The following is a 20,366-nucleotide window of genomic DNA, read 5'->3' as shown; positions in this document are numbered from 1 at the left end:
ATACATTAAGGTTTGCATGTACTAACTCCCGGAGCCCGCCATGCCTATTACCTCGCAGGACATCGTGCCCTTCAATAAGGCCCGTGCCGACCTGACCCGGCTGGCCGATGAAGTCCGCGCCGGCCACGAAAAGATCATTACCCGCAACGGCGAGAGCTATGTGGCGCTGGTGGACGCACGCAAGCTGGACTACTACCACCGGCTGGAGCGCGAAACCCTAGCGCGGGCCAACTTTCAACTTGGCCTGCTGAACGACGTGGCCGCCGGTTTGCAGGACGTTCGCGCGGGTAAGCCCGGGATCCCGGTGGAGGAGGCCAGGTCGCGGTCGCAGGCCCGGCTGGACGCGGCCAGGGCCGCACGCAAGACGGACGCCTGACGCATGCAGGTCGTCCTGGGTGCGGCCTACGAGCGCAGACTGGACGAGGCCGTGGCGTACCTGATCGGCGTTAGCGCGGATGCCGCGGCGCAGGAGCTGCTGGACGACGCCTATGACGCCTTGCCCAAGCGCCTGGCTCAGACGCCGCGCATCGGGCGCGAATTCATCGCCCACAACCCTGAAGCGCCCGAAGTGCTCGCTGCCTGGACAGCCGTGCGCGACCTGCTGGGCGATGACATCGAGCTGCGCGAGTACATTCTGGAAGAATACCTGGCGCTGTATGCCATCCATCAGGACTGCATCCATCTGCTGACGCTGCGCCATCACCGCCAGTGCGGCTTCGACTTCAGCGAGGCGTAAGGCGATGAACGCACGGGGGGATTACAGCGAAGACGGCATGATCCAGAAGGATGCCGCCGCAATCCTGGGTGAGCTTGGTTGGTCGTCGATCCATGCCCAGGCCGAGACCGAGGACAGGCCGCATCTCACCGGACGTAACAACTTCACCGAGACGGTGCTCAAGCCCGACCTGCGCGCCGCGCTGGAGCGTCTCAATCCCGGTCTGCCCGAAGAGGCCTACCAGCAGGCCATCGACCAGGCGACCGCCCACGATCACGCCAAGACCCTGGTCGCCATCAACCAGGACAAGTACGAGCTGTTGCGCAACGGTGCGCTGGTCCGGTTCAAGGATGGTGCCGGGCGAGCCGTGGAACGCCGCCTGCGGCTGGTCGATTTCGTCGATCCGGACAACAACAGCTTCAAGGCCGTGCGCGAGCTGTGGGTGCGCGGGAGAAACTACCTGCGTCGCGCTGATCTGGTGGGCTTCGTCAACGGCCTGCCGCTGGTGTTCGTCGAGCTCAAGCGCTTCGACGTGGACTACCACGACGCCTACAAGAAGAACTACCGCGACTATCGCGGCACCGACGAATCCGGCAAGCAGGCCGCCATCGAGGGCAGCGTCGAGCAGTTGTTCCATTGGAACCAGTTCGTGGTGTTCTCCAATGGCCACATCGCCAAGTACGGCAGCATCACGGCCACGCCCGAGCATCACTATCAGTGGAAGCGGCTGGACGAGGACGATCCGGAGCCGGGAAAGAGCACGATGCAGCTTCCGCTGCTGCTGCGCGGAATGATGGACAGGGCGCAGCTGCTGGACATCGTCGAGAACTTCATCCTGTTCGACACCAGCGAAGGCGGTGCCGCGAAGATCGTGGCCCGCAATCACCAGTATCTGGGCGTGAACCGCGTCATTGCGCGCCTGCAGTCGGACGATGACAAGGTGAAAGCCGAGCTGGCGAAGGGCCAGCTCGGCGTGTTCTGGCATACCCAGGGTTCGGGCAAGTCGTACTCCATCGTGTTCCTGAGCGAGAAGATCCGGCGCAGGGTGTCGGCGGGCTACACCTTTGTTGTCGTCACCGATCGCAGCGAGCTGGATGACCAGATCGCCGGCACCTACACCCATTGCGGGCGCGCAAATGCCAAGGATGACCAGGCCCAGAGCGGCGCCAGCCTGCGGGCCATGCTCCGCGACAGCAACCGCAGCCATGTGTTCACCCTGATCCAGAAGTACCGCGAGCGCGTGACGGAGCCCTATTCGGAGCGCGGCGACATCATCGTCATCAGCGACGAGGCGCATCGCAGCCAGTACGGACGCCTGGCCCTGAACATGCGCAAGGGATTGCCCAATGCCAAGTTCATCGGCTTCACCGGCACGCCGCTGATCGAAGCGGCGGAGAAGCAGCTGACCCGCGAAGTGTTTGGCGACTACGTCTCTGTCTACGACTTCCAGCGTGCGGTCGCTGATGGCGCGACCCTGCCGCTGAAGTATGAGAACCACGGTGAGAAGCTGAAGATCGTTGATGATGATCTGAACGAAAAGATCACCCGCTACATCGAGGAAGCCAGGCTCGACTCCACGGCGGAAGACCCGTGGACGGACGAGAAGGAAGACAAGCTCTACAGGAAGCTGGCCAGGGAATACACCATCTTCACCTCGCCCACGCGCCTGGACGCGGTGGCGGAGGATTTCGTCAAGCACTACTCGCAGCGCCGCAATGCCGTTTCCGGTGGCAACAGCAAGGCGCTGATGGTCTGCATCGACAAGATCACCTGCGTGAAGATGTACGACCTGATCGCCGACAAGTGGAAGGCGCTGGGCGACATGCTGAAAGTGGAGCTGCTCGCCGACGAGGCGATCTTCAATGCCAAGTATCCCCAGCGCCCCTTGCCCAGGATCATGCAGCAAAAGCGCGAACGCCTGGAGTGGATGCGCGAAACCGAATTCTGCGTGGTGGTGTCCAGCGAGCAGGGCGAGGTGGAGGAGTTCACGAAGTGGACCAATCACCGTGGTGAGCCGCTCGACATCGCGCCGCATCGGGCCAAGATGACCTCGCGCAACCTGGAGCAGGAGTTCAAGAAGGCCGAGAACCCGTTCCGAGTCGCCATCGTCTGCGCGATGTGGCTGACCGGCTTCGACGTGAAGTCACTGGCCACCCTGTACCTGGACAAGCCAATGCGGGGCCACACCCTGATGCAGGCCATTGCCCGGGTGAACCGCGTTGGGGGAGGTAAGGCCAACGGCCTGATCATTGACTACAACGGCATGATCAAGAGCCTGCGCAAGGCGTTGGCGACGTTCGCCCAGGGCGACCGGGACGGCAAGCTGGAAGTTGGCGAAGGCGAGGACCCCGGCTATCTGGAAGACGACGCCGAAGGGATTGCCGAGTATGCCGCGAGCATCGAGCATGCGGCCGAGTTCCTGGCGGACCTTGGCTTCGAGCTGCAGGACGTGATCGACGCCCAGGGCATGGACAAGGGCGAGAAAATCCTGGAGGCCTGCGATCTGCTGGCGGCCAGCCATGAGCGGCGCAAGACCTTCATGGTGATCGTGGAGGACGTTGCGGCCAAGTATCGCGGCCTGTTCCCGAATCCCGGCCTGTTCGCCTATGACGAGCAGGAGAGCGCCCTCAACGCCATCTACAACAAGCTGCAGGCGGCACGCACGTCGCCGGATATCACCAGGCTGCTGCAGGGTTTCTATGACGTGGTGGACCTTGGCATTGGCCTGGAGCAGGGGGCCAGCAAGGCGCCTGCGCAGTTCGACCTGAGCACCATCGACTTCGACCGGTTGCGGGCGGAGTTCCAGAACATCAAGCAGAAGAATCTGGTCGCGCTGAACCTCATGGAGAAGATCGAGGAAGGGCTGAAGGCTATGGTGCTTGAGAACCCGACGCGGATCGACCTGTACGAGAAGTTCCAGCGCATCGTTGCCGAGTACAACACCGACAAGGACGAGGCTGAGATCCAGAAAGTGATGGGAGAGCTGTTCGCTACCCATGACGAGATGGACGAGGAAGCCAGGCGCTTCCAGCGGGAAGGCCTGGAGACCGAGCAGCAGCTCGCCGTGTTCGACCTGTTGCGGAAGAAGTCACTCAGCCGGAAGGACCGGGAGGCGGTCAAGAAGGCGGCCGTCGAGCTGCTGGCGAGGCTGGAGGAGCGCAATCTGCTGATGGGCCACCTGCGCGACATGGCAGCGAAGCAGGCGCAGTTGCGTCACGAGATCGAGAACCATCTGTGGGACAGCGGAATGGCCGACATGGGCTATTCCGAAGACGAGGTGGTGAGCAAGGGCGATGCCGTGTTCGCCTATCTGTTTGCCGGTGCTGCCAGCGGCAGTGCGCGGATGCTTCATTGACGCGTGTCGGTAGGCATCTCAGGCCTGGACCGCCGAAGGTCTGGCTGTGTTGCTCAAGCGAGCCGCTTTCGCCATCCAACTTCAGTGTCATGAAGAACCAGTAAAAGTAATTTTATACCTGCGTAACACTACCCTATGAGCAAGGGTGGGTTCGATGATTGGTAGTTCGCAGTAATCAGTGCTGGCTTGTCCCATATTGATAGGGGGGGCAAAGCCTTCGCGCACTTACCGTTTCCCCACGAATCACTTCAATTGCTCAAAGACCGGCCAAGGCAACCTGGCCGGTCTTTTCATTTCTACAACCAAGAAAAGGGTAGTGCGCTGATGGCAACGTTTCATGTTCAAATCAAGAGTGGAGGCAAAGGAACCGCAGGTGACCATGCGGATTACATCGCCAGAAATGGCTTTCACCGCAAACGCGACGATCTGGTTCATGCGAGCCATGGAAACCTGCCGCGGTGGGCGGACAACAATCCGAAGGTCATGTGGAGGGCCGCGGACAAGTACGAACGCAAGAACGGTGCCGCATACCGGGAGGCGATCATTGCGCTGCCTGCTGAGCTGACAGCAGAGCAGAACGCGGCTTTGGTGGACGATATCGTTGCGAAGCTGACGCCTGGAAAGCCATACCAGTTTGCAATCCATGCGCCATCATCCTCGCTGGAGGGTGAGGCCAATCCACATCTCCACCTGATGACGTGTGATCGCATGGATGATGGAGTCGAGCGATCTTCAGATCGCTTCTTCACTCGGTACAACAGTAAGCGACCGGAGGATGGCGGTCGCAGGAAAGCCAGTGGAGGACGCAATCGCATGCAGCTCAGGGACGAGGTCATCGCGATGCGAAAGTCGGTGGCGGACACCATCAATCAGCATCTTGAGATCAACGGGCATGCTGCGAGGGTCGATCACCGGACGCTCAAGGAGCAGGGCGCTGATAGAAGGGCTGAACGCCATCTCGGACCGGCGAGGATTCGAGGAATGTCACCGCAGGAGAAGGCTCAATACGTTTCGGTACGTCGAAATGGCGAGAGCGATTCGGCCTGACCTGCCGTGGGGGCTACGATGGGTTGGTGGGTCAGTGCCATGACCCTAGCGGCGTGCCGGTAGGCCTGCGCTGGGGGCGATTTGCGGCACTTGTAGCAGAATCGCACGTCGTGCAATCGGTTGTTCCCTCAAATCGGCCTTTCGGCAGGGGGATAAGGAGCGAGGCCGCCCCGTTAACGGGGCGGCCTCGGTCGCTGTAGTTGGCAGGGTCTCCTACTGGGTCGTGATCTGGCTGAAGACTGCCCCGTTCAAGTGGATCCAGAGCCTGCCTTTCCCTCGGGCGGCGTCTTGATGCATCACGCGGACAGAGTCCTCCATCTGCAGTTGATGGAGTGCCGCTTCGAAGCGTCCCTGGTTCCGGATCGGGCCGCTCTTTCGTACTTCGTTGCGCACAGCCGCCCCATATCCAGCACACCAGTAGCGCCTCCACAGGTACATGGCCAGAGTGCGGACATCCTTGGCCTGCTCAGGCTCGTGATTCCTGTCTCCAAATACATCGAGGAACTCTTGGAAGTGCCAGCCCACGACTTCCAGCGCTCGGCCCAGAGTTTCCTTAGTGATCAGGTTGCCCTCCTGTGCGCTGAAATGGTGCAGGATTGCGGCAACCCGTCCCGTGATCTCCATCGATTTTGATGCGAAGTCCCGAACACTGGACAGATCGCCATCCTGGCGCAGGCGCGGTTCGATCGCGTTCTGAGTGTTCACCCAAAGCTCTTTCGCCTCTTGCGTGAACGTGAGCGTCTTACGGGTGTTATCACCGGCGATACGACGTGCCTGTGCGGCCGTGAGAAGTTCGCTCACACGCTGATGGAATCGGGGCAGCTGCTCCCAGACAGGTTCCTCAAGCGACATGAAGCGGAAGCCCTGCGTGGACGCGGGCCACGCGACGAGGTATCGCGCGAGGTGACCGGACCCGCGAGCCACCTCACCCCGCTTGTTCATGAACTCCCTGAACACCCTTTCCTGCACCATCATGCTGATGGTCAGGCGAGGATTGTTGACCACGATGCTGTCGTCTGCGCGATCCAGCGTCAGTGTTTTGGCGCCGTCCCAAGCCTTGTTGAGCGTGCCAAACTTGTTCATGGCACCTCCCTTGAGCACGATTTCGCCTTCATCACTCAGGATTGCGATCGACTTGCCATCGCCCTGCATGCTTTCCATCAGGGGGCGTTCGGTGATGTTCTGGTGCACGATGCGACTGAGGACAGGCTTGGCGGGCTCGCACGCGCCATGGCTGATGAGTTCTTCGCGCAGTTGTTCGATGTCGTCGTCTGTGCCGCTGTCCAGTGCCTTGGCTACCCTGCGTTGCAGGGACGCCTCCTTGGCATCCCAAAGGCGCCGGTCTGCCTTGTAGGCGAGCAGGGCCAGGGCGTGATCTCTTGCCACCTTCTCGTCGTGCTCGTAGATGGGCGCGCCAACAATACTGTCGGTGGCCGACTTGCGTTCGCCGGAATCGGCAATGACCAAGACATCCAACGAAACCGGGCGGAGCTGGCCAGTGGGGAGTTCGACATCCACATCTCCCTGCGACGCGATGGACATCGCCGTGAGGAACGAACCGGCGATCAGCGCGTCGGGCGCTTTCAGGTTGTGCTGGACTTCCAGGATCGCGTCCCGGATGGCGCTGTACATAGCGTGGATGGGGTAGGCGCGAGGCAGATAGGGAGTGTTCATTCCTTACCCTCCTCTTCAACGCGGGAGCCCGAAATGCTGGGGATCTTCTGGGCCTCCATCGCCATCATCTCCTTGAAGCGGGCAGGATGGAGCTTCAGCCCCTTTTCCGCGAGGGTGGCCAGGATCGCTTTTTGTGTGACGTTCTTTTCCAGCATCTCGACGATCGCCGGATAGAGCAGCGAGAAGAGCTGGCCCTTCCGGTGCTGAGGGTTGGATTGCAATTCCCGAAGCGCTCCCATGATGTCGTCGGCTTCGAACTGAAGGTCATCGTTGATGTTGTGCTGCATTTTGTTTACCCAGAGTCTTGTGAGGTGGTCCGCCACGTTGTGTGGCGGGGTGTGGCAGGTAGCGTTTAAAACAACTCCCCGCAGGACAGTCGCGAACCAGTCGCGCATCTACTGTCAGTCCACACCCCCTCTGGCCTGCATCAGGCCAAGGATGTAGTCGTCAATTTCGTGCTCGATGAAGCCGACGCTTGAGCCGTAGCGCACGGGCTTCGGCAGGTCAGGGTCGAAGTAGGGTGATTTCCGATCGAGACGCGTGTAGAGCGTGGAGCGCGCAAGGTTCAGGCGCTTCGTAGTCTCGAGCAGGGAAATGATTTGGAGTGGCTGCGAATTCATGAGTGTGTCGGCAAGCTGATGCTTGGGACACACGCTAAAAATTCGGAGAGAAAGTGCCGATCCCTACTGGATGCAATCCGCTTTTATAGCGGCTATCGGGTTGAATAATAGCGGCAATTCAACGTCGTTGTGATGCACTCGGACGAGCGTGCCGCACGCTCGCCAGGAGTCCGCGATGTATCAGGAGCGCATTGGCCGGTACTGCAGATGCAATCAGCGGGTTCGCCTGCTCGTCGGAGGCAAGATTCTCTTGATGTCCTGGCGCTTGAGCAACGCGCGCCACTGATAGTCAGTTGCATTGAATCCGGAGACCTCGTCGGCCAGTTCGAAAAACTGCCGATGGACCTCTGGGCGGCTCTTCCATCCGTTCTTGGGTGTCGCGGCAATGAGTTTGCGGGCGACAGCGTCTTGAAGCTGCTTGGCGTTCTCGCCCTTCTTCAATCCGCCTTTGCGGCCATATTGCTCTAGCTTCGCATTGATGGCCTGTTCTGGCGTAGTCAGGGACTCGGCTTCATTGATGCCAATGAGGTACCCCAAGTGTTCCGATGCTTGGACGAGATAGGACCAGGCAGCAGGTTCTTGGTTCTCTTGGATGGCGCCGGCGGCTGCCTTCAGCAGATCGACTACCGATTCGCGCTTCAGCCCGTTGAAAAAGATGACGTCGCTGCGGCTGGACTTTTCGGGTGTACTGTCGAACATGGCTGCGAGTGCTGCCAAGGTTTCTTGAACGCTCTTCTGTTTCACCTGTACGACCATCCGCAACGATTCGTGTACTTGAGAAGCTTAACTCGACGGTCTGTGCGCTGGTTCGCTCGATGGAACACAGACACTTTGAGCAGCTCAAACAGTCGCATGGGTTCATGCTCTCGGATGGCCAGCTTGGCACCGCGCAGCGTGATGGGCGAGGTGAGCCGGGTTGGGGTGGTGAACCGATGCTGCAGGCAGGACCAGTGCCTTGTTCTGCAGGACAGCGTAGTCGGTGATCAGCAGCGATGGTGCCAAAGCCACCGTATGCTCGGGAGTGATCCAGAGCAGGTGGCAATCGAAGAGCGTGTGGAGGTCGGCGCGCAGCAACAGGCCGTTGTCCACCCGGTTCGTATGCGCGCCCTTGTAAGGCAGCACGTGCGCGGCTTCCAGCACCTCCAGCGCGGAGCACCCGGTGACAGCGCAGCGGCCGCCGTAGGCGTCCAGCAGCTTGGCGCGGAACAAAGGCTGGCCGCGGCGCTGGGCCACAGCGCGCATCGCCGAGACGCGGGCGTCGTGGTCGCTATCCACTTGAGCGGCGAACGCCCCTGCCTGCGCTTCGGCCTCCACCCGCGCTTGGTCGACCATGACCAGAGGCATGACCTTCCACTTTCCGTCGCCGCCCTTTAGCAGGTCCACGTGTCCGTGGTCCGCTGGGTTGAACAACACGTAGCGGGTGCGCCGCGGCGGGCCGGGATCGACCAGCTTGAACAGGCGGTCATGCGGGTGATCCTGGTCACTTCGCCAGTTGGTGCGCGAGTAGTTGTAATGGATTCGGCTGGGCGAGTTGACAGTGAACAGCTCCAGGTCGGCGCGGGCGTTGCCCAGCGGGTCGTGAGGGTGGTGCGACAGGTCCCACTCCTTGACCTCGGCCAGCGACGCGCTGCCCAACGCCTCAATGGCGTCGACGGCTCGCCAATACTTGACGCCATCGCGTCCCGGCTTCTGTGTAGCGGCCATCGGCTACGTCCCCTGCCCAATTGTCCCCACGGCCCATGGAGGTCGCCCCAAGCGCGGCGCCATGAAGAAGACTGGATAGTACTTTCCTGTACAGCGTGGGACTATTGCTCTACTGCTCACAGCGATCGTCAGGCTTCGAATCCCGTCCCCTTTTGGGGAATGTGAGTAACGGTGCGAGTAACCGCAGCTGGCCTTCTGAAGAAAAGGTCTTCCCTCACAATCTCTTGGGGGATGAATGTGATTGCTGGTGGGCCACCAACCCAGCGTGCATGAACCGCTGCTGGTCTGCCTTCAAGGCAACATCTGATCCACACGCAAGGATCGAACATGCCCGACACCCGCGCCCCGGTGGAAGACTTCACCACTGAAATCGAAGACAGCCGGCATCTGTTCGCCTGGTGCCTGGTGCGCTACGGCCAGATTCCCGAAGCGCTGGCAATCGAACAGGCACGCGAACGCTATCCGGACCAGACCGCCGGCCACGAATACGAGCACGAACTGCTCTTCCACGACGAGCCCTGGCATTGGGCGATGCTGCATGTGCTGGGCGAAGGGTACTGGCACCAGAACCCGGAACTGTTGCAGCCGTCGCTGGAGTACGACACCGAATCGGACGCGCTGTGCCTGGCGCGCGGCGAGCCGATTCCCTTGCTGGATGAGGATGAGTATCTCGGTGCGCTTGCGCACGCGCGCCATATGCATGCGTGGACGTTGATCCATCAGGCAGGGATTGACGAAGAGCAGGCACAGCGGCAGGCGCTTGAGTACTACGCGTACTTTCCGCCGCATCATCGCTGGCGCATGTGCGTCCACGATGCGCGCTGCATGGGTCGACGTGATGAGCGTGCTGCACATCAATGACTACTGGAGCCGGCCCGAACTGCAGAGGCCGCCTGAGGCGTACTGGCGCGCGTCACGTGCATTCGCCCTGGCACAGGGGCTCCAGCTGCCGGAAACTCCGCCTCCCTCATGAGAGGGCGCTGCAAGGGTGGCATGATGCGGCTTCCGCCGATCCGTACGACAAGGAGCCCGCATGAAGCGCAGTGCCCGTATGTTCGTCGCCCTGACTACCCTTGCGGCATTGCCTGCCGCTGCCGAGCCGTCCGACTCACCCAAGCGCCCGTCGGTTGACACCCTGCAACGCCTGATCGTCGACAAGGCACCGCAGACGCGCGTAGCAACACCGGACCACGAGCGCATCACCGCACGGCGCATCGATATCGTCGATGACACGGGGGTGATCCGCATGACGCTGTCCGGCAAGACACCGGCACCGATCATCGATGGCCTGCAGTACACGCGCGCCTTCAACGTTGCCGGCATGGTGCTGTACGACAACCAGGGCAGCGAGCGCGGTGGATTCGGCACCGCCGATGTCGACGGCGGCATGGCGGTGCTTGCGCTGGACCATCCGGCGATGGATGCGATCGGCTGGCGGGTATCACCCGATGGTGCGGTGAGCTTTTCGATCAACCAGGCGCCGAAACTGATCCGTGAGCCTGCATTGGGCAACAAGCTGATTCCTGGGGTGCAAGCACCGACCCGCATCGGTCTGGTGGTCGGGCCTGACGGCACCCCGGCCATTGCGTTGAATGACAAGGCCGACCGCGCGCCTGCGCCTGACCGTCACTGCGGAAGGCTACGGCGCGATCGAGTTCCTCGATGCGCAGGGCAAGGTGATCCACACATTGGCGCCGGAGGCTGAGCTTCGGCGCTAGCGCGTGCGGGTCGCCGATCGGCGCTTACCCGCGCCGCCCCCTGCCATCAATGCTGTAGCGCCCGGCGCCGGTACAGGCCAGCAGCAGGAAGCCACCGGCCAGCCCCAGGTCCTTCAGGAACATGATCTGTTGGGTCTGGTCGGCGAAGTTGTGATGGAAGATGAAGGCGGTGACCAGGCTGAAACCCACCAGCACGATCGACACCAGCCGGGTCTGGAAGCCGAAGAGGATGCACAGTCCGCTGCCGATCTCGAAGGCGATGGTCGGCCAGAGCAGGATGCCGGGCACGCCCATCGCTTCCATGTAGCCCTGGGTGCCGCTGAGATCACCGAGCTTGCCCAGGTCGGAGATGAGGAACAGCGCCATCAGCAGGATGCGTGCAAGCAGGTAAGCGAGCGAATGGGATGAGTGGCTCACGTCGGTGTCCTCGGAGATGGCCGGCGAAGGCGATCGGAGCCCACCGGCAGTGAAGCCCGTGTCTACGCCAAGGGCAAGGCGCCTTGACAGCTGGCCGTCCGCAGGAGACCTTTCTCCCATGACGATTGATATTGAATCGCTCAGCCTTCGGGAGCTGGGCGCCTTGGTGGTTGCCGCTGAACAGCGGAAACAGCTGATTTCCAGCCGCCGTCCGGCCAGTGCGGTACGGCGGATGTTGAAGGCCGCAGCAGCAGAAGCGGGGTATACCCTCGAAGAGCTGTTCGGCGGAGAGGTGAACGAAGAGGCCGCTCCCCGCCGGAAACCGGCACGGCGCAGAACCGGGAAAGTGGCTGCCAAGTACCGTGACCCGGAGTACAAGCGCCTGACCTGGTCTGGCCGCGGGCGCATGCCGCGCTGGCTGGCGTCCAAGGTGCAGAAGGGCCACAAGGTGACCGACTTCCTGATTCCCGGCCTGGCCCGGCCGACGGCGCGCAAGAGCAGCCCGATCGGCAAGCGCACGGTCTTCAAGAAGGATTGAACCTGCCGCGCTGCTACCCTGCCAGGGTCTTTGAACGAAGGAGCGCGCGATGGCACACGATGGCAGCCTGACGATCTCACCCAGAGTCCTCTACATCGCCGCAGGCGCGGCGGTGCTGGTCAGCCTGCTGGCCTGGGCGGTGGAATGGAGCGGGATGGCCTATGTCTGCCCGTACTGCCGCGTGCAGCGCACGGTCATCGGCGTGCTGGGTGTGCTGACGCTGTTTGCGCGGCCGGGCGGCCTCATCGTGCCGTGGTTGTCGTATACCGCGGGCGGCTTCGCATTCGTGGTCGCGGCGATGCAGCACTTCAACGGCTGGAAGCGTATTTCCGCCGGAGATTTCAGCTTCAACGCGCAGTGGTACATCGACCCGTGGCTGCTGTCAGGTTGCGCGATGCTGATCCTGGTGGCGCAGCTGATGCTGGTGCAGGCCGCATGCCGGCGCAGTCTGCACTGAGGCTTGCCCACGGGCGTAGCGTCAGGCGTTCTGGAACACCGCCAGCTGCGCAGCAAACGCACGCTGGTAGGCGGGGCGCTGCGTTGCACGGCCCACATAGGCCACCACCTGCGGGTACTCATCGAGGAGGCCGCTGCTCTTCAGGCGCAGCAGCACCGAAACCATCATCAGGTCGCCGGCGCCGAACTCGCCCTCCAGCCACAACGCCGATCCCAACCAGGCGGACAGCTGCGCCAGCCGCATACGCACACGCTCATCGAGCATTGGCAGACGCTGCGCATACCAGGGCTGCTCGTGCTCCAGCACCCAGGCCATCGAGCGCTCGACGATGGGCGGCTCCACCGTATTCAATGCAGCGAACACCCACATGATCGCGCGCATGCGTGCATCTGGATCAGCAGGAAGCAGGCCGGCATGCTGCTCGGCCAGGTGCAGGACGATCGCGCCGGATTCGAACAGGATCTGGCCGCCGTCCTGCCAGGTGGGGATCTGCCCGAAGGGGTTGCGGGCCAGGTGCGCGGGCTGCTTCAGCTCGGCAAAGCCGAGCAGCTGCACGTTGTAGGGCACGGCCAGCTCCTCCAGCGCCCAGCGTACGCGCATGTCACGGGCCAGGCCCTGGCCGCGGTCCGGGGAAGTGGCGAAGGCGGTGAGGATCGGGCACATCGTGGCACTCCTGCAGGTCGAAGGGCCTGCCTTTCCTGTTCCGACGAACCATGGGGCGGGAAATCGACACCCTTCCCGGGACGGCGGGCGATACACTGCCCGCCACCCACCACTCCTGTGCCTCCTCATGTGGCAGCGCCGCACTTCCCTGGCCGAACTGCAGCAGCAACGCGATGTGCTGCAGGCTGAGATGGATGCGGACGCCCAGCGATGGGTCTCACAGCTTCCGCCGGATGATCTCGTGGCAGCGCTGATGCCGCAGGCGCGCCGGCTTCAGGAGCTCAATCAGCTGATCCTGCGGGCTACACCGCCGCGTGAGCTGATGAAGCGCCTGAAGGCGCTTGAGCGCCAGCTGCTCGAACCCGGTACACAGAACGCAGGCGTGCGGAGGGGACTGGAAGATGAACTGCGCGATCTGCACCTCTATTTCAGCAATCCCCGCCGTCGCCCATTGACGGCAAAGGTCATTCTCATCCTGTTCGCCTGCGTTCTGGCCGCCTTGTTCCTGCCAAGGCTGCTTGTGGACCTGCTGATCGCTCTCTAGGCCGCCCTCACCCCGCCCGATGCAGCTTCCGGTACTGATCCGGTGTGCACTGCGCGTGTCGCTTGAACATCTCGGCGAAGGCGCTGACGCCGGAATAGCCCAGCTCCTCGGCGATCCGGCTGATCGGCCGGCGGGTGCACAGCGCCTCGGTGGCGCGCACGAACTTCACCCGTCCACGCCAGTCGCCGAGCGACATGCCCAGCTCGCTGCGTGCCATGCGCTCCAGCTTGCGCACGCTCATGTGGTGGCGCAGCGCGATTTCGGCAACCGATTCGGCCATCGACAGGTGTTTCTCCATGTACTCCATCACCTGCTTCAGTGCATCGCTGCTGGCGATCGGCAGGAAGCTGGGCAGTACGGCCGCATTGACGATCTGGTCGATCACCACGGCGGCCATGCGCCGCTGGGCCGGGGTCTGCGGATCGGTCACGCCCTGCCGTGCCAGTTCGTGCAGCAGCTCGCGCAGCAGCGGGCTGACTTCCAGTGCACGGCAGCGATCAGGCAAGCGGCGTGACAAGGCCGGCGACAGATAGGCCGAGCGGTAGGCCAGCTGCGAGCGGTTGCGCGAATAGTGGGCCATTCCCGGTGGAATCCAGATCGCGTAGTGCGGCGGGGACACCATCCATTCGCCGTCGATCTTCATCTCCATCACACCCTGCGCGACGAAGTTGAACTGGCCCCACGGATGGCTGTGCGTCCCCCAGTCCGTGGGCTCCATCGCACCCTGCCGGAAGTAGATCGGACCGGGCAGCTGGCGGAAGGTGGGGATTGGCTCCATCGGTTGCCGCAAGCCGGGGTCGGTGTGGCGCATTTTCGGGATGTCCTCGATATGCGCCAAGCGTACGCTGGGCAATCCCCCACGTACACCCGCGTTCCGTGAACTATCTTTTCCCGATCCTTGCCTGCCTGCTGTGGGGCGCGAACACCATCGTTACCAAGCTTGCTTCGGGCTCGGTCGGTCCCATCGACATCGGCTTCTTCCGCTGGCTGGTCGCGGCGGTGGTCCTGCTGCCGTTGGCGCTGCCACGTCTGCGCGAAAGCCTGCCGACCGTGCGCGCCAATCTCGGGCGCTTCCTGGTGCTGGGCTGCCTGGGTGGGGTGATGTACCAGTGCCTGGCCTACTATGCGGCGCACTTCACCTCGGCCACCAACATGGGGGTGATCCAGGCGCTGATTCCGTTGATCGCGCTGGCGCTGTCGCGCGTGTTCATGGGCCATCCGGTGCGAGGCACTTCCATTCTTGGCGCGGTGATCTCCACTGCCGGTGTGGTGGCGGTGGTCTCGCAGGGCGACCTGGCGCGGTTGGCAGCGCAGGGCCTGAACCGCGGCGACGCGATCATGCTGATCGGTGCATTGGCGTTCGCCGCCTACAACGTGCTGATGCAGCGCTGGAAGATTCCGCTGTCGGTGCTGGAGTCGCTGTTCCTGCAGGCCACCGCTGCATCGCTGATCCTGTTGCCGGTACAGCTGCTGGTCGGCACCGGGGTGAATAACCTCACGGCGGTCGGCTGCATCGGCTTCGCCGCCGTGTGCGCTTCGATCCTGGCGCCGCTGACCTGGATGACCGGACTGTCACGCCTGGGCGCTGCGCGCGTCTCTGGCTTCTTCAACCTGGTGCCGATCGTGACCGCCGCGCTGGCTGTACTGCTGCTGGGAGAATCGCTCAGTGGCTGGGTACTGGGCGGTGGCCTGCTGGCGGTGTCCGGCGTGGTGTTCGCTGAGTACAGCGCCAGGCGCGCCGCCGCAGTGCCGAGCGAGCAGCCCGCATAGGGCTTCGGTCATCCGGGATACGTGTCTCCGCTCAGCGCCTGTTCCACTCGCTGTTGCAGCGCGTCTGCATCATGGCCGCGTTTGCCCTGCAGGCTGAGATACAGCGAAAGCGGGTCCACCACATCGCCAATACTGGTGAATGCCGGCGGATAGGCCCAGATCTGCAGCCGTGCGCTCTGGAGGCAGTCCGGGCCGGGCATGGGAAGTGCGCCCAGCAACCGCCACGCATCGATGTGCAGTGCGCGGGTGCCACCGATTGGGGGCGGTGACGTTTCAGCAAGCGCATCGAGGCCTGCCATCGGCGCCGGATGCCCCGCATCGCGGAGTGCCTCGGCGGTCGGGCCCCAGCAGACATCCACTTCCTTCAGGATGGGGGAACGCAGGAACGGCTGTGCCCTGGCCCAGACCTCGTCGCGGTTGCCGGCCAGCTTCAGGAAGCGCTCGCGGCCCCCGGTGGAGCGTTCAACCAGGCCGCGACCGACCAGTTCGGCAGACAGGCGCGACGCCGTCATCGAGGTGTAGCCGGCGACGGCACTGATCTCGCGCGGCGACCACCAGCGCGACTGGCCGCTCAGCAGCACATGGATCAGCACGGCCTGCGCCGAAGGCAGCAGCGAGATGGCTTTCTTCTCATGATCGGGGTCGTCGCGGAACTCAATGGCCAGGCTGGGCGCGAACAACTGGGTGTGCGGGACCACGAAGTCGATGTGGTTCTCGACCAGGAAGCGGCGCTGGGTCGGCGTGAGATAGGGCGAGACGTACAGCACCAGTGCATTCGCTGCAGAGCGCAGGCAGCGCACATCCTGGATCACGCGGGTGCTGGACTCGCCCGGCTCGCGGGCCACGGCGAGCATGGCGGGGGTTTCCCCGTACAGCATCAGCCCTGCGAGGTGGTAGCGCGATGCCATCGCGTGGGGAATGGCATGCAATGAAGCAAGTGGATGCACTGCCGAGGCGAGCCCGGGGAGAATCCTGCGCAGGTACCGCTGCGCGTCAGCGACCAGGTCGGTCAGGCCGGTGCGAACTGCCGTCGTCATCTCGTACTTCCCTTGCGGCGGCATGTCCGGAAGATCGGAACCCGGCCACACCGTCACATTCAGTGGTGAACCTGGAGACGGGTGTGCAGTGTCGGGGCGCGTGGCGATCCATGCGGTCCTGCTCCTTAGCCGTCATGACATCAAGTGTTGCCGGGAACCTTGGAGATTCCGTCGAAAAACGATGGAGATTGGGTGGAGGCGGTGTGCATCGTGGCCGGCGGACTCCCCTTCCGCCGGCCACGAGCACGGACCTGCCCGTCAGAAGCGCTGCGAGTACTTCACGTACACGGTGCGGCCGATATCGAAGCCGCCGTAATAGGGGAAGGAGCTGGACGGCTTGGAGAACATGATCGGGCCTTGGTGGTTGAACACGTTGTTCGAACCCAGCGCCACGGTGCCGTCCCACGGCAGCTTGTAGCTGACCTGGATATCGTGGAAGGCATTGGAACCGACCTTGCGCAGGGCATCCGGCTCACCGTAGGCGTAGCGGTCGGGCAGGGTGCACGGACGGTTCGGTACGCAGTTTTCAACCATGCCGGAGTAGTAGCGCACGGTGTACTGCGTGCTGAAGTTGCCGAGCTGCCAGTTCACACCCAGGTTCGAGCGCAGGCGGGAAATGCCCGGCTGGCCGATGCGGCCCATCATGATCGTATCGCCGGCCGAGTTCTGGTTCTCCTCGTCGTACTTGGAGACATAGCTGTTCTGCAGGTCGATGGTGAAGCGGCCGAACGAGAACTCGGGCAGGCGGTAGCGGATACCCAGGTCCCAGCCTTCGGTTTCCATCGAGCCCAGATTGGCCAGACCGTAGAACATGCTGGTGATGTGGCCATCGCCAGCGCGCTTGACGCTGCCACAACGCGAAGCGTTGCCGAGCACGTAGCAGTCACGCAGGATGCGGTCGACGCTGTCCTGGATGATCATGTTGGTGATCTTGTAGCTGTACCAGTCGAGGTTGATGTCCAGCCCGTCCACCCAGCGTGGGCTCCAGACCACGCCCACGGTCTTGCTCTTGGACTCTTCCGGGCGCAGCTTCGGATCGGAGCCGGTGGTGAACTCGTCAGGCGTGGCGCACGGATAGCTGGCGCAGGGCTTCAGGCTCTGGTTCAGCTGCTGGTAGCCCAGCGGGACGCCGGCGGCGTTGCAGGCGGCATTGCCGTTGACGCTGTTGGTGGCGCCGATGCCGCACGGGTCGACATAGGTTTCGAAGCTGGTGCCCAGGCCGCCATACAGATCGGAGATGCTCGGTGCGCGGAAGCCTTCGGCGAAGGTGCCACGGATCATGAGCTCTTCGATCGGACGCCAGGCGAAGCTCGCCTTGGAGTTGGTGGTGCTGCCGAAGTTGCTGTAGTCGGAGTAGCGCGTAGCCAGGTTCACGGTCAGTTCCTTGGCGAACGGCAGGTCGCGCAGGATCGGCACGTTCACTTCGGCGAAGAACTCGTTGAGGCTGTAGTCACCGGCGGTGGTGGATGCGCCCAGTGCAGTGCTCTGGCGCGACTGGGCGAAGGCATCGGGCACGAAGCGGCCTTCTTCCTTGCGGTACTGATACCCCAGGGCGACGGACAGGTCACCGGCAGGCAGTTCGATCACCGGGCCGGAGATGTTGGCGAAGTAACTGCGGGTCTTGGTGATGCCGGTATCGTTGAACGTCGGGAACAAGAAGCGCTGCAGTTCGGGATCGGAGAGAGAGCCAGCCCCCGCGACCCCGAACGGCAGCAAAGGATTCCAGGCCAGGCAACCCGAGACCGGCGATGCCGCCGTGCCACACCGGGCCACACCGTTGGCATCGAGGTAGGAGGGCCCCAATGCCTGCCGGGAAGCGATCAGGCTCATGTCGCCACGGCCTGTTTTTGTAACTTCATTGCGGTTGAACAACGCGCCGACTTCCCAGTCGTACGTCTTGGTCCCCAGCTCGAAGTAGCCGGACAGACTGGGTGCAACCCGCAGCGACTTCAGCTTGCTTTCGGTCGTGCGCGGCACTTCCCACAGGCGTCGATTGAACGCGATTCCGTGGTCGAGCGGGTTGAATACGCTGGCCGCGTCCAGGGGCGTGCCGAACTTGGTCGACTGGTACGGGTAGCCCGCGATCTGCTGGTCGGTGGTGCGCTCGTTGTAGCCGATGTCGGCAGTGAACTTGATCTGGTCGGTCAGCGCATAGTCCGTGCTCAGGAACAGCGAGCGGCGCTCGATGCCGGTCTGCAGGTGCATCTGGTCGTTGCCGTTGGCGAACTCGGCCGGCGTGATCGGGTGGTAGTCGTTCGGGTTCTTCGGATCGCCGCCACGATTGAGGGTCTTGAATACGGCATCACCGGTATTGCACTTGTAGAGCGCCGGGTCGCACCACGAACCGTTCTGGCTGATGTTGCTCCAGTCCGCGCCCGGGTAGTTGGGGCCGGCGCCGCCGTACCGGGAGAACTCCCGGTCGCGGGCAAACACCGGGTCTGACTTCTGGTATTCCAGTGCGAGCGTGTACCCGCCACGCTCCCCACGGGCGCCGGTGACCAGCGAGAACGTGCTGTCCTTGCCATCGCCCTGGCTGAACTGCCCGTGCTGCATGGACACTTCCAGGCCTTCGTAGTTCTTGCGGGTGATGATGTTGACCACGCCAGCGATTGCATCCGAGCCGTACAGCGAGGAGGCGCCGTCCTTCAGCACGTCGATGCGTTCCACCGCGCTCATCGGAATCTGGCTGAGATCCTGCAGGCCGCTGGTGGTCGCGCCGAGCCGCTTGCCGTTGACCAGAACCAGGGTGCGCGTGGCACCCAGATTGCGGATGTTGACGTAGTAGCCGCCAACGTTCTCGCCGGACGCCAACGCGCGCACGCGAGATGGTCGGCGCGCCGGTGGAGGTCAGGTTCTGCAGCAGGTCGGCGATGGTGGTGAAGCCCTGCTGCTCGATCATCGCGCGGGTGATGGCGATGATCGGCTGCTGCGTTTCGATATCCACGCTGCGGATGGCCGAACCGGTAACCTGGATGCGATCGAGGTTCTTCGGAGTTTTATCGCTGCCATCCTGCGCATGCGCGGCCGGTGACCAGGCAGCGGCCAAGGCCGTGCCCACTGCCAGGGAAAGCAGGGTGTACTTGTAGTGCATTTGGCTCTCTCCAAATCCAGTTGAATGGGTTTCCGCATCGCTGCGTGGAAACCGATCTGAAATCCCGCTGTGCGGAATCGGAAGGAACCTAACACTCCGTTTACAACTCAATTACGTTATGGACGCGTTATCGTCGCGCGCCGGATACAGCGTTCATGCACAGGCCATGCACGAAACCGCGACGCGCACCAAGGGTGCTCTGCTTCAGTCTGGCTGCGGGCTGATGACAGACTCCAGGAGACATCCGATGAATACCCCCGGCAAACCAAGACCCACGTGGAAGCAGTGGCATGTGCTGTTGCTGGTGCTTGCCATCGCACTGTTGGTGACGCTGATCATCGTCATCGCGCCATGGTGAATCGTCGGCGTTCTGCTCAAGTACCGTGAACGCGGAAATGCGACGGGATGAAGGAGTCAGGGCGCGTTGAGGGTGGTGATGCATGCATCAATTCGTACTCACCCAATCGGCACATTCAAACCTCCACAGTGGTCCCGAAGGCAACGCACTCGCGCTGTCATTCTCCATAGACCATCGAGCACACAGGAGCGATTCCATGAGCACCCAGTCCACCATCGAACACCGCCTCAACGATCTGATCGAGATCGCCCGCGACGGAAAGTCGTTCTACGAGGAAGCTGCGACCAAGGTGAAGGATGCCGAACTGTCGGCCCTGTTCACTCGTATTGCCGGCGTCAAGGGCCGCATCGTCGCCGCACTGAGTGGCTCCGTTGCTGCCAGCGGTGGCAAGCCGGCCGAGCACGGCACCGTGGTCGGTTCGATGCAGCAGTTCTATGGCAAGGTCCGCGCTGCATTCGGCGACACCAACTATGGTTACGTGGCCGAGCTGGAAGAGTCCGAAGACCGGCTGCTTGGCGCGTTCAAGGACGTGCTGAAGGACAACGAACTGCCGCCGGCCGTGCGCCAGGAAGTCACCCAGCTTCTGCCTGAAGTGCAGGAGTGCCATAACGTGATGCGTGCGCGCAAGCACGCCATGAAGGCGGCCTGACGATCATCG

General features: G+C 62.8%; 20 protein-coding genes and 1 pseudogene. 11 read left to right on the top strand and 10 right to left on the bottom strand.

Annotated elements, in window-relative coordinates; all coding sequences use genetic code 11:
• The first annotated feature begins 40 nt into the window (after window positions 1-40).
• The 4 genes from ACZK2V_RS20435 to ACZK2V_RS20420 all read left to right on the top strand — a co-directional run bounded on the left by ACZK2V_RS20435 (window position 41) and on the right by ACZK2V_RS20420 (window position 5,117).
• On the top strand, window positions 41-376 hold the full coding sequence (locus ACZK2V_RS20435) for a type II toxin-antitoxin system Phd/YefM family antitoxin (RefSeq protein ID WP_153854603.1): 336 nt from the start codon (window positions 41-43) through the stop codon (window positions 374-376).
• Window positions 377-379: 3 nt separating this feature from the next.
• On the top strand, window positions 380-736 hold the full coding sequence (locus ACZK2V_RS20430; protein ID WP_153854602.1) for a type II toxin-antitoxin system RelE/ParE family toxin: 357 nt from the start codon (window positions 380-382) through the stop codon (window positions 734-736).
• Window positions 737-740: 4 nt separating this feature from the next.
• Entirely contained in the window at window positions 741-4,070 is a 3,330-nt protein-coding gene (locus tag ACZK2V_RS20425) for a type I restriction endonuclease subunit R (RefSeq protein ID WP_153854601.1), read from the top strand.
• Between the two features lie 186 nt (window positions 4,071-4,256).
• The gene (locus tag ACZK2V_RS20420) at window positions 4,257-5,117 is read left to right on the top strand and encodes a MobA/MobL family protein (RefSeq protein WP_228756291.1); all 861 of its coding nucleotides are present in this window, start codon (window positions 4,257-4,259) and stop codon (window positions 5,115-5,117) included.
• A gap of 213 nt (window positions 5,118-5,330) precedes the next feature.
• Here ACZK2V_RS20420 and ACZK2V_RS20415 read toward each other — a convergent pair whose 3' ends face one another.
• From ACZK2V_RS20415 to ACZK2V_RS20395, 5 genes are all read right to left on the bottom strand, one after another.
• Entirely contained in the window at window positions 5,331-6,791 is a 1,461-nt protein-coding gene (locus tag ACZK2V_RS20415) for a YfjI family protein (protein ID WP_153854600.1), read from the bottom strand.
• Window positions 6,788-7,186, bottom strand: coding sequence for a hypothetical protein (locus ACZK2V_RS20410; protein ID WP_101101264.1), 399 nt, complete (start codon window positions 7,184-7,186; stop codon window positions 6,788-6,790). The genes ACZK2V_RS20415 and ACZK2V_RS20410 overlap by 4 nt, the downstream gene beginning before the upstream one ends.
• Window positions 7,187-7,192: 6 nt before the next feature.
• Complete coding sequence (locus tag ACZK2V_RS20405; RefSeq protein WP_099476181.1) at window positions 7,193-7,411, bottom strand: helix-turn-helix transcriptional regulator; 219 nt, start codon at window positions 7,409-7,411, stop codon at window positions 7,193-7,195.
• A 213-nt stretch (window positions 7,412-7,624) separates the two neighbouring features.
• A complete protein-coding gene (locus tag ACZK2V_RS20400; protein ID WP_143570088.1) occupies window positions 7,625-8,155 on the bottom strand; it encodes a hypothetical protein in 531 nt (176 codons plus the stop codon).
• A gap of 114 nt (window positions 8,156-8,269) precedes the next feature.
• Complete coding sequence (locus tag ACZK2V_RS20395) at window positions 8,270-9,115, bottom strand: HNH endonuclease (protein WP_228756290.1); 846 nt, start codon at window positions 9,113-9,115, stop codon at window positions 8,270-8,272.
• 327 nt (window positions 9,116-9,442) lie between these two features.
• Between ACZK2V_RS20395 and ACZK2V_RS20390 the strand changes: the two genes are divergently transcribed.
• Both ACZK2V_RS20390 and ACZK2V_RS20385 read left to right on the top strand, forming a co-directional pair.
• The gene (locus ACZK2V_RS20390) at window positions 9,443-9,976 is read left to right on the top strand and encodes a hypothetical protein (RefSeq protein WP_486322736.1); all 534 of its coding nucleotides are present in this window, start codon (window positions 9,443-9,445) and stop codon (window positions 9,974-9,976) included.
• Window positions 9,977-10,148: 172 nt separating this feature from the next.
• Window positions 10,149-10,820 (top strand): hypothetical protein, encoded by a 672-nt coding sequence (locus ACZK2V_RS20385; protein ID WP_486322735.1) that lies wholly within the window; start codon window positions 10,149-10,151, stop codon window positions 10,818-10,820.
• Window positions 10,821-10,857: 37 nt separating this feature from the next.
• On the opposite strand, the gene ACZK2V_RS20380 is transcribed toward ACZK2V_RS20385, so the two are convergent.
• Window positions 10,858-11,250 carry a DoxX family protein gene (locus ACZK2V_RS20380; protein WP_486322734.1) on the bottom strand — a complete coding sequence of 131 codons (393 nt, stop codon included), beginning with the start codon at window positions 11,248-11,250 and terminating at the stop codon, window positions 10,858-10,860.
• Between the two features lie 118 nt (window positions 11,251-11,368).
• On the opposite strand from ACZK2V_RS20380, the gene ACZK2V_RS20375 reads away from it, so the two are divergent.
• Together ACZK2V_RS20375 and ACZK2V_RS20370 are read left to right on the top strand one after the other, a co-directional pair.
• Window positions 11,369-11,788, top strand: a complete 420-nt coding sequence (locus tag ACZK2V_RS20375; RefSeq protein WP_049423730.1) for an H-NS histone family protein — start codon at window positions 11,369-11,371, stop codon at window positions 11,786-11,788.
• Window positions 11,789-11,837: 49 nt separating this feature from the next.
• On the top strand, window positions 11,838-12,245 hold the full coding sequence (locus ACZK2V_RS20370) for a hypothetical protein (RefSeq protein WP_201117403.1): 408 nt from the start codon (window positions 11,838-11,840) through the stop codon (window positions 12,243-12,245).
• 21 nt (window positions 12,246-12,266) lie between these two features.
• Here ACZK2V_RS20370 and ACZK2V_RS20365 read toward each other — a convergent pair whose 3' ends face one another.
• Window positions 12,267-12,908 (bottom strand): glutathione S-transferase family protein, encoded by a 642-nt coding sequence (locus ACZK2V_RS20365; RefSeq protein ID WP_486322733.1) that lies wholly within the window; start codon window positions 12,906-12,908, stop codon window positions 12,267-12,269.
• Between the two features lie 127 nt (window positions 12,909-13,035).
• Here ACZK2V_RS20365 and ACZK2V_RS20360 point away from each other — a divergent pair, with 127 nt between their 5' ends.
• Window positions 13,036-13,452, top strand: a complete 417-nt coding sequence (locus ACZK2V_RS20360) for a hypothetical protein (RefSeq protein ID WP_032128572.1) — start codon at window positions 13,036-13,038, stop codon at window positions 13,450-13,452.
• Between the two features lie 7 nt (window positions 13,453-13,459).
• Here ACZK2V_RS20360 and ACZK2V_RS20355 read toward each other — a convergent pair whose 3' ends face one another.
• Window positions 13,460-14,263, bottom strand: coding sequence for an AraC family transcriptional regulator (locus ACZK2V_RS20355; RefSeq protein WP_486322732.1), 804 nt, complete (start codon window positions 14,261-14,263; stop codon window positions 13,460-13,462).
• A gap of 65 nt (window positions 14,264-14,328) precedes the next feature.
• Here ACZK2V_RS20355 and ACZK2V_RS20350 point away from each other — a divergent pair, with 65 nt between their 5' ends.
• The gene (locus ACZK2V_RS20350; protein WP_486322731.1) at window positions 14,329-15,222 is read left to right on the top strand and encodes a DMT family transporter; all 894 of its coding nucleotides are present in this window, start codon (window positions 14,329-14,331) and stop codon (window positions 15,220-15,222) included.
• An 8-nt stretch (window positions 15,223-15,230) separates the two neighbouring features.
• Here ACZK2V_RS20350 and ACZK2V_RS20345 read toward each other — a convergent pair whose 3' ends face one another.
• Both ACZK2V_RS20345 and ACZK2V_RS20340 read right to left on the bottom strand, forming a co-directional pair.
• Window positions 15,231-16,259 (bottom strand): IclR family transcriptional regulator, encoded by a 1,029-nt coding sequence (locus ACZK2V_RS20345; protein WP_189720079.1) that lies wholly within the window; start codon window positions 16,257-16,259, stop codon window positions 15,231-15,233.
• A 258-nt stretch (window positions 16,260-16,517) separates the two neighbouring features.
• Window positions 16,518-19,350 (bottom strand): annotated as a pseudogene (locus tag ACZK2V_RS20340) (TonB-dependent receptor).
• Between the two features lie 554 nt (window positions 19,351-19,904).
• Here ACZK2V_RS20340 and ACZK2V_RS20335 point away from each other — a divergent pair.
• Window positions 19,905-20,357, top strand: coding sequence for a PA2169 family four-helix-bundle protein (locus tag ACZK2V_RS20335; RefSeq protein ID WP_005419568.1), 453 nt, complete (start codon window positions 19,905-19,907; stop codon window positions 20,355-20,357).
• Window positions 20,358-20,366 lie beyond the last annotated feature (9 nt).

Source organism: Stenotrophomonas sp. 93052_Sma (assembly GCF_056481145.1).
This window is presented reverse-complemented; position numbering and strand designations above follow the sequence as displayed.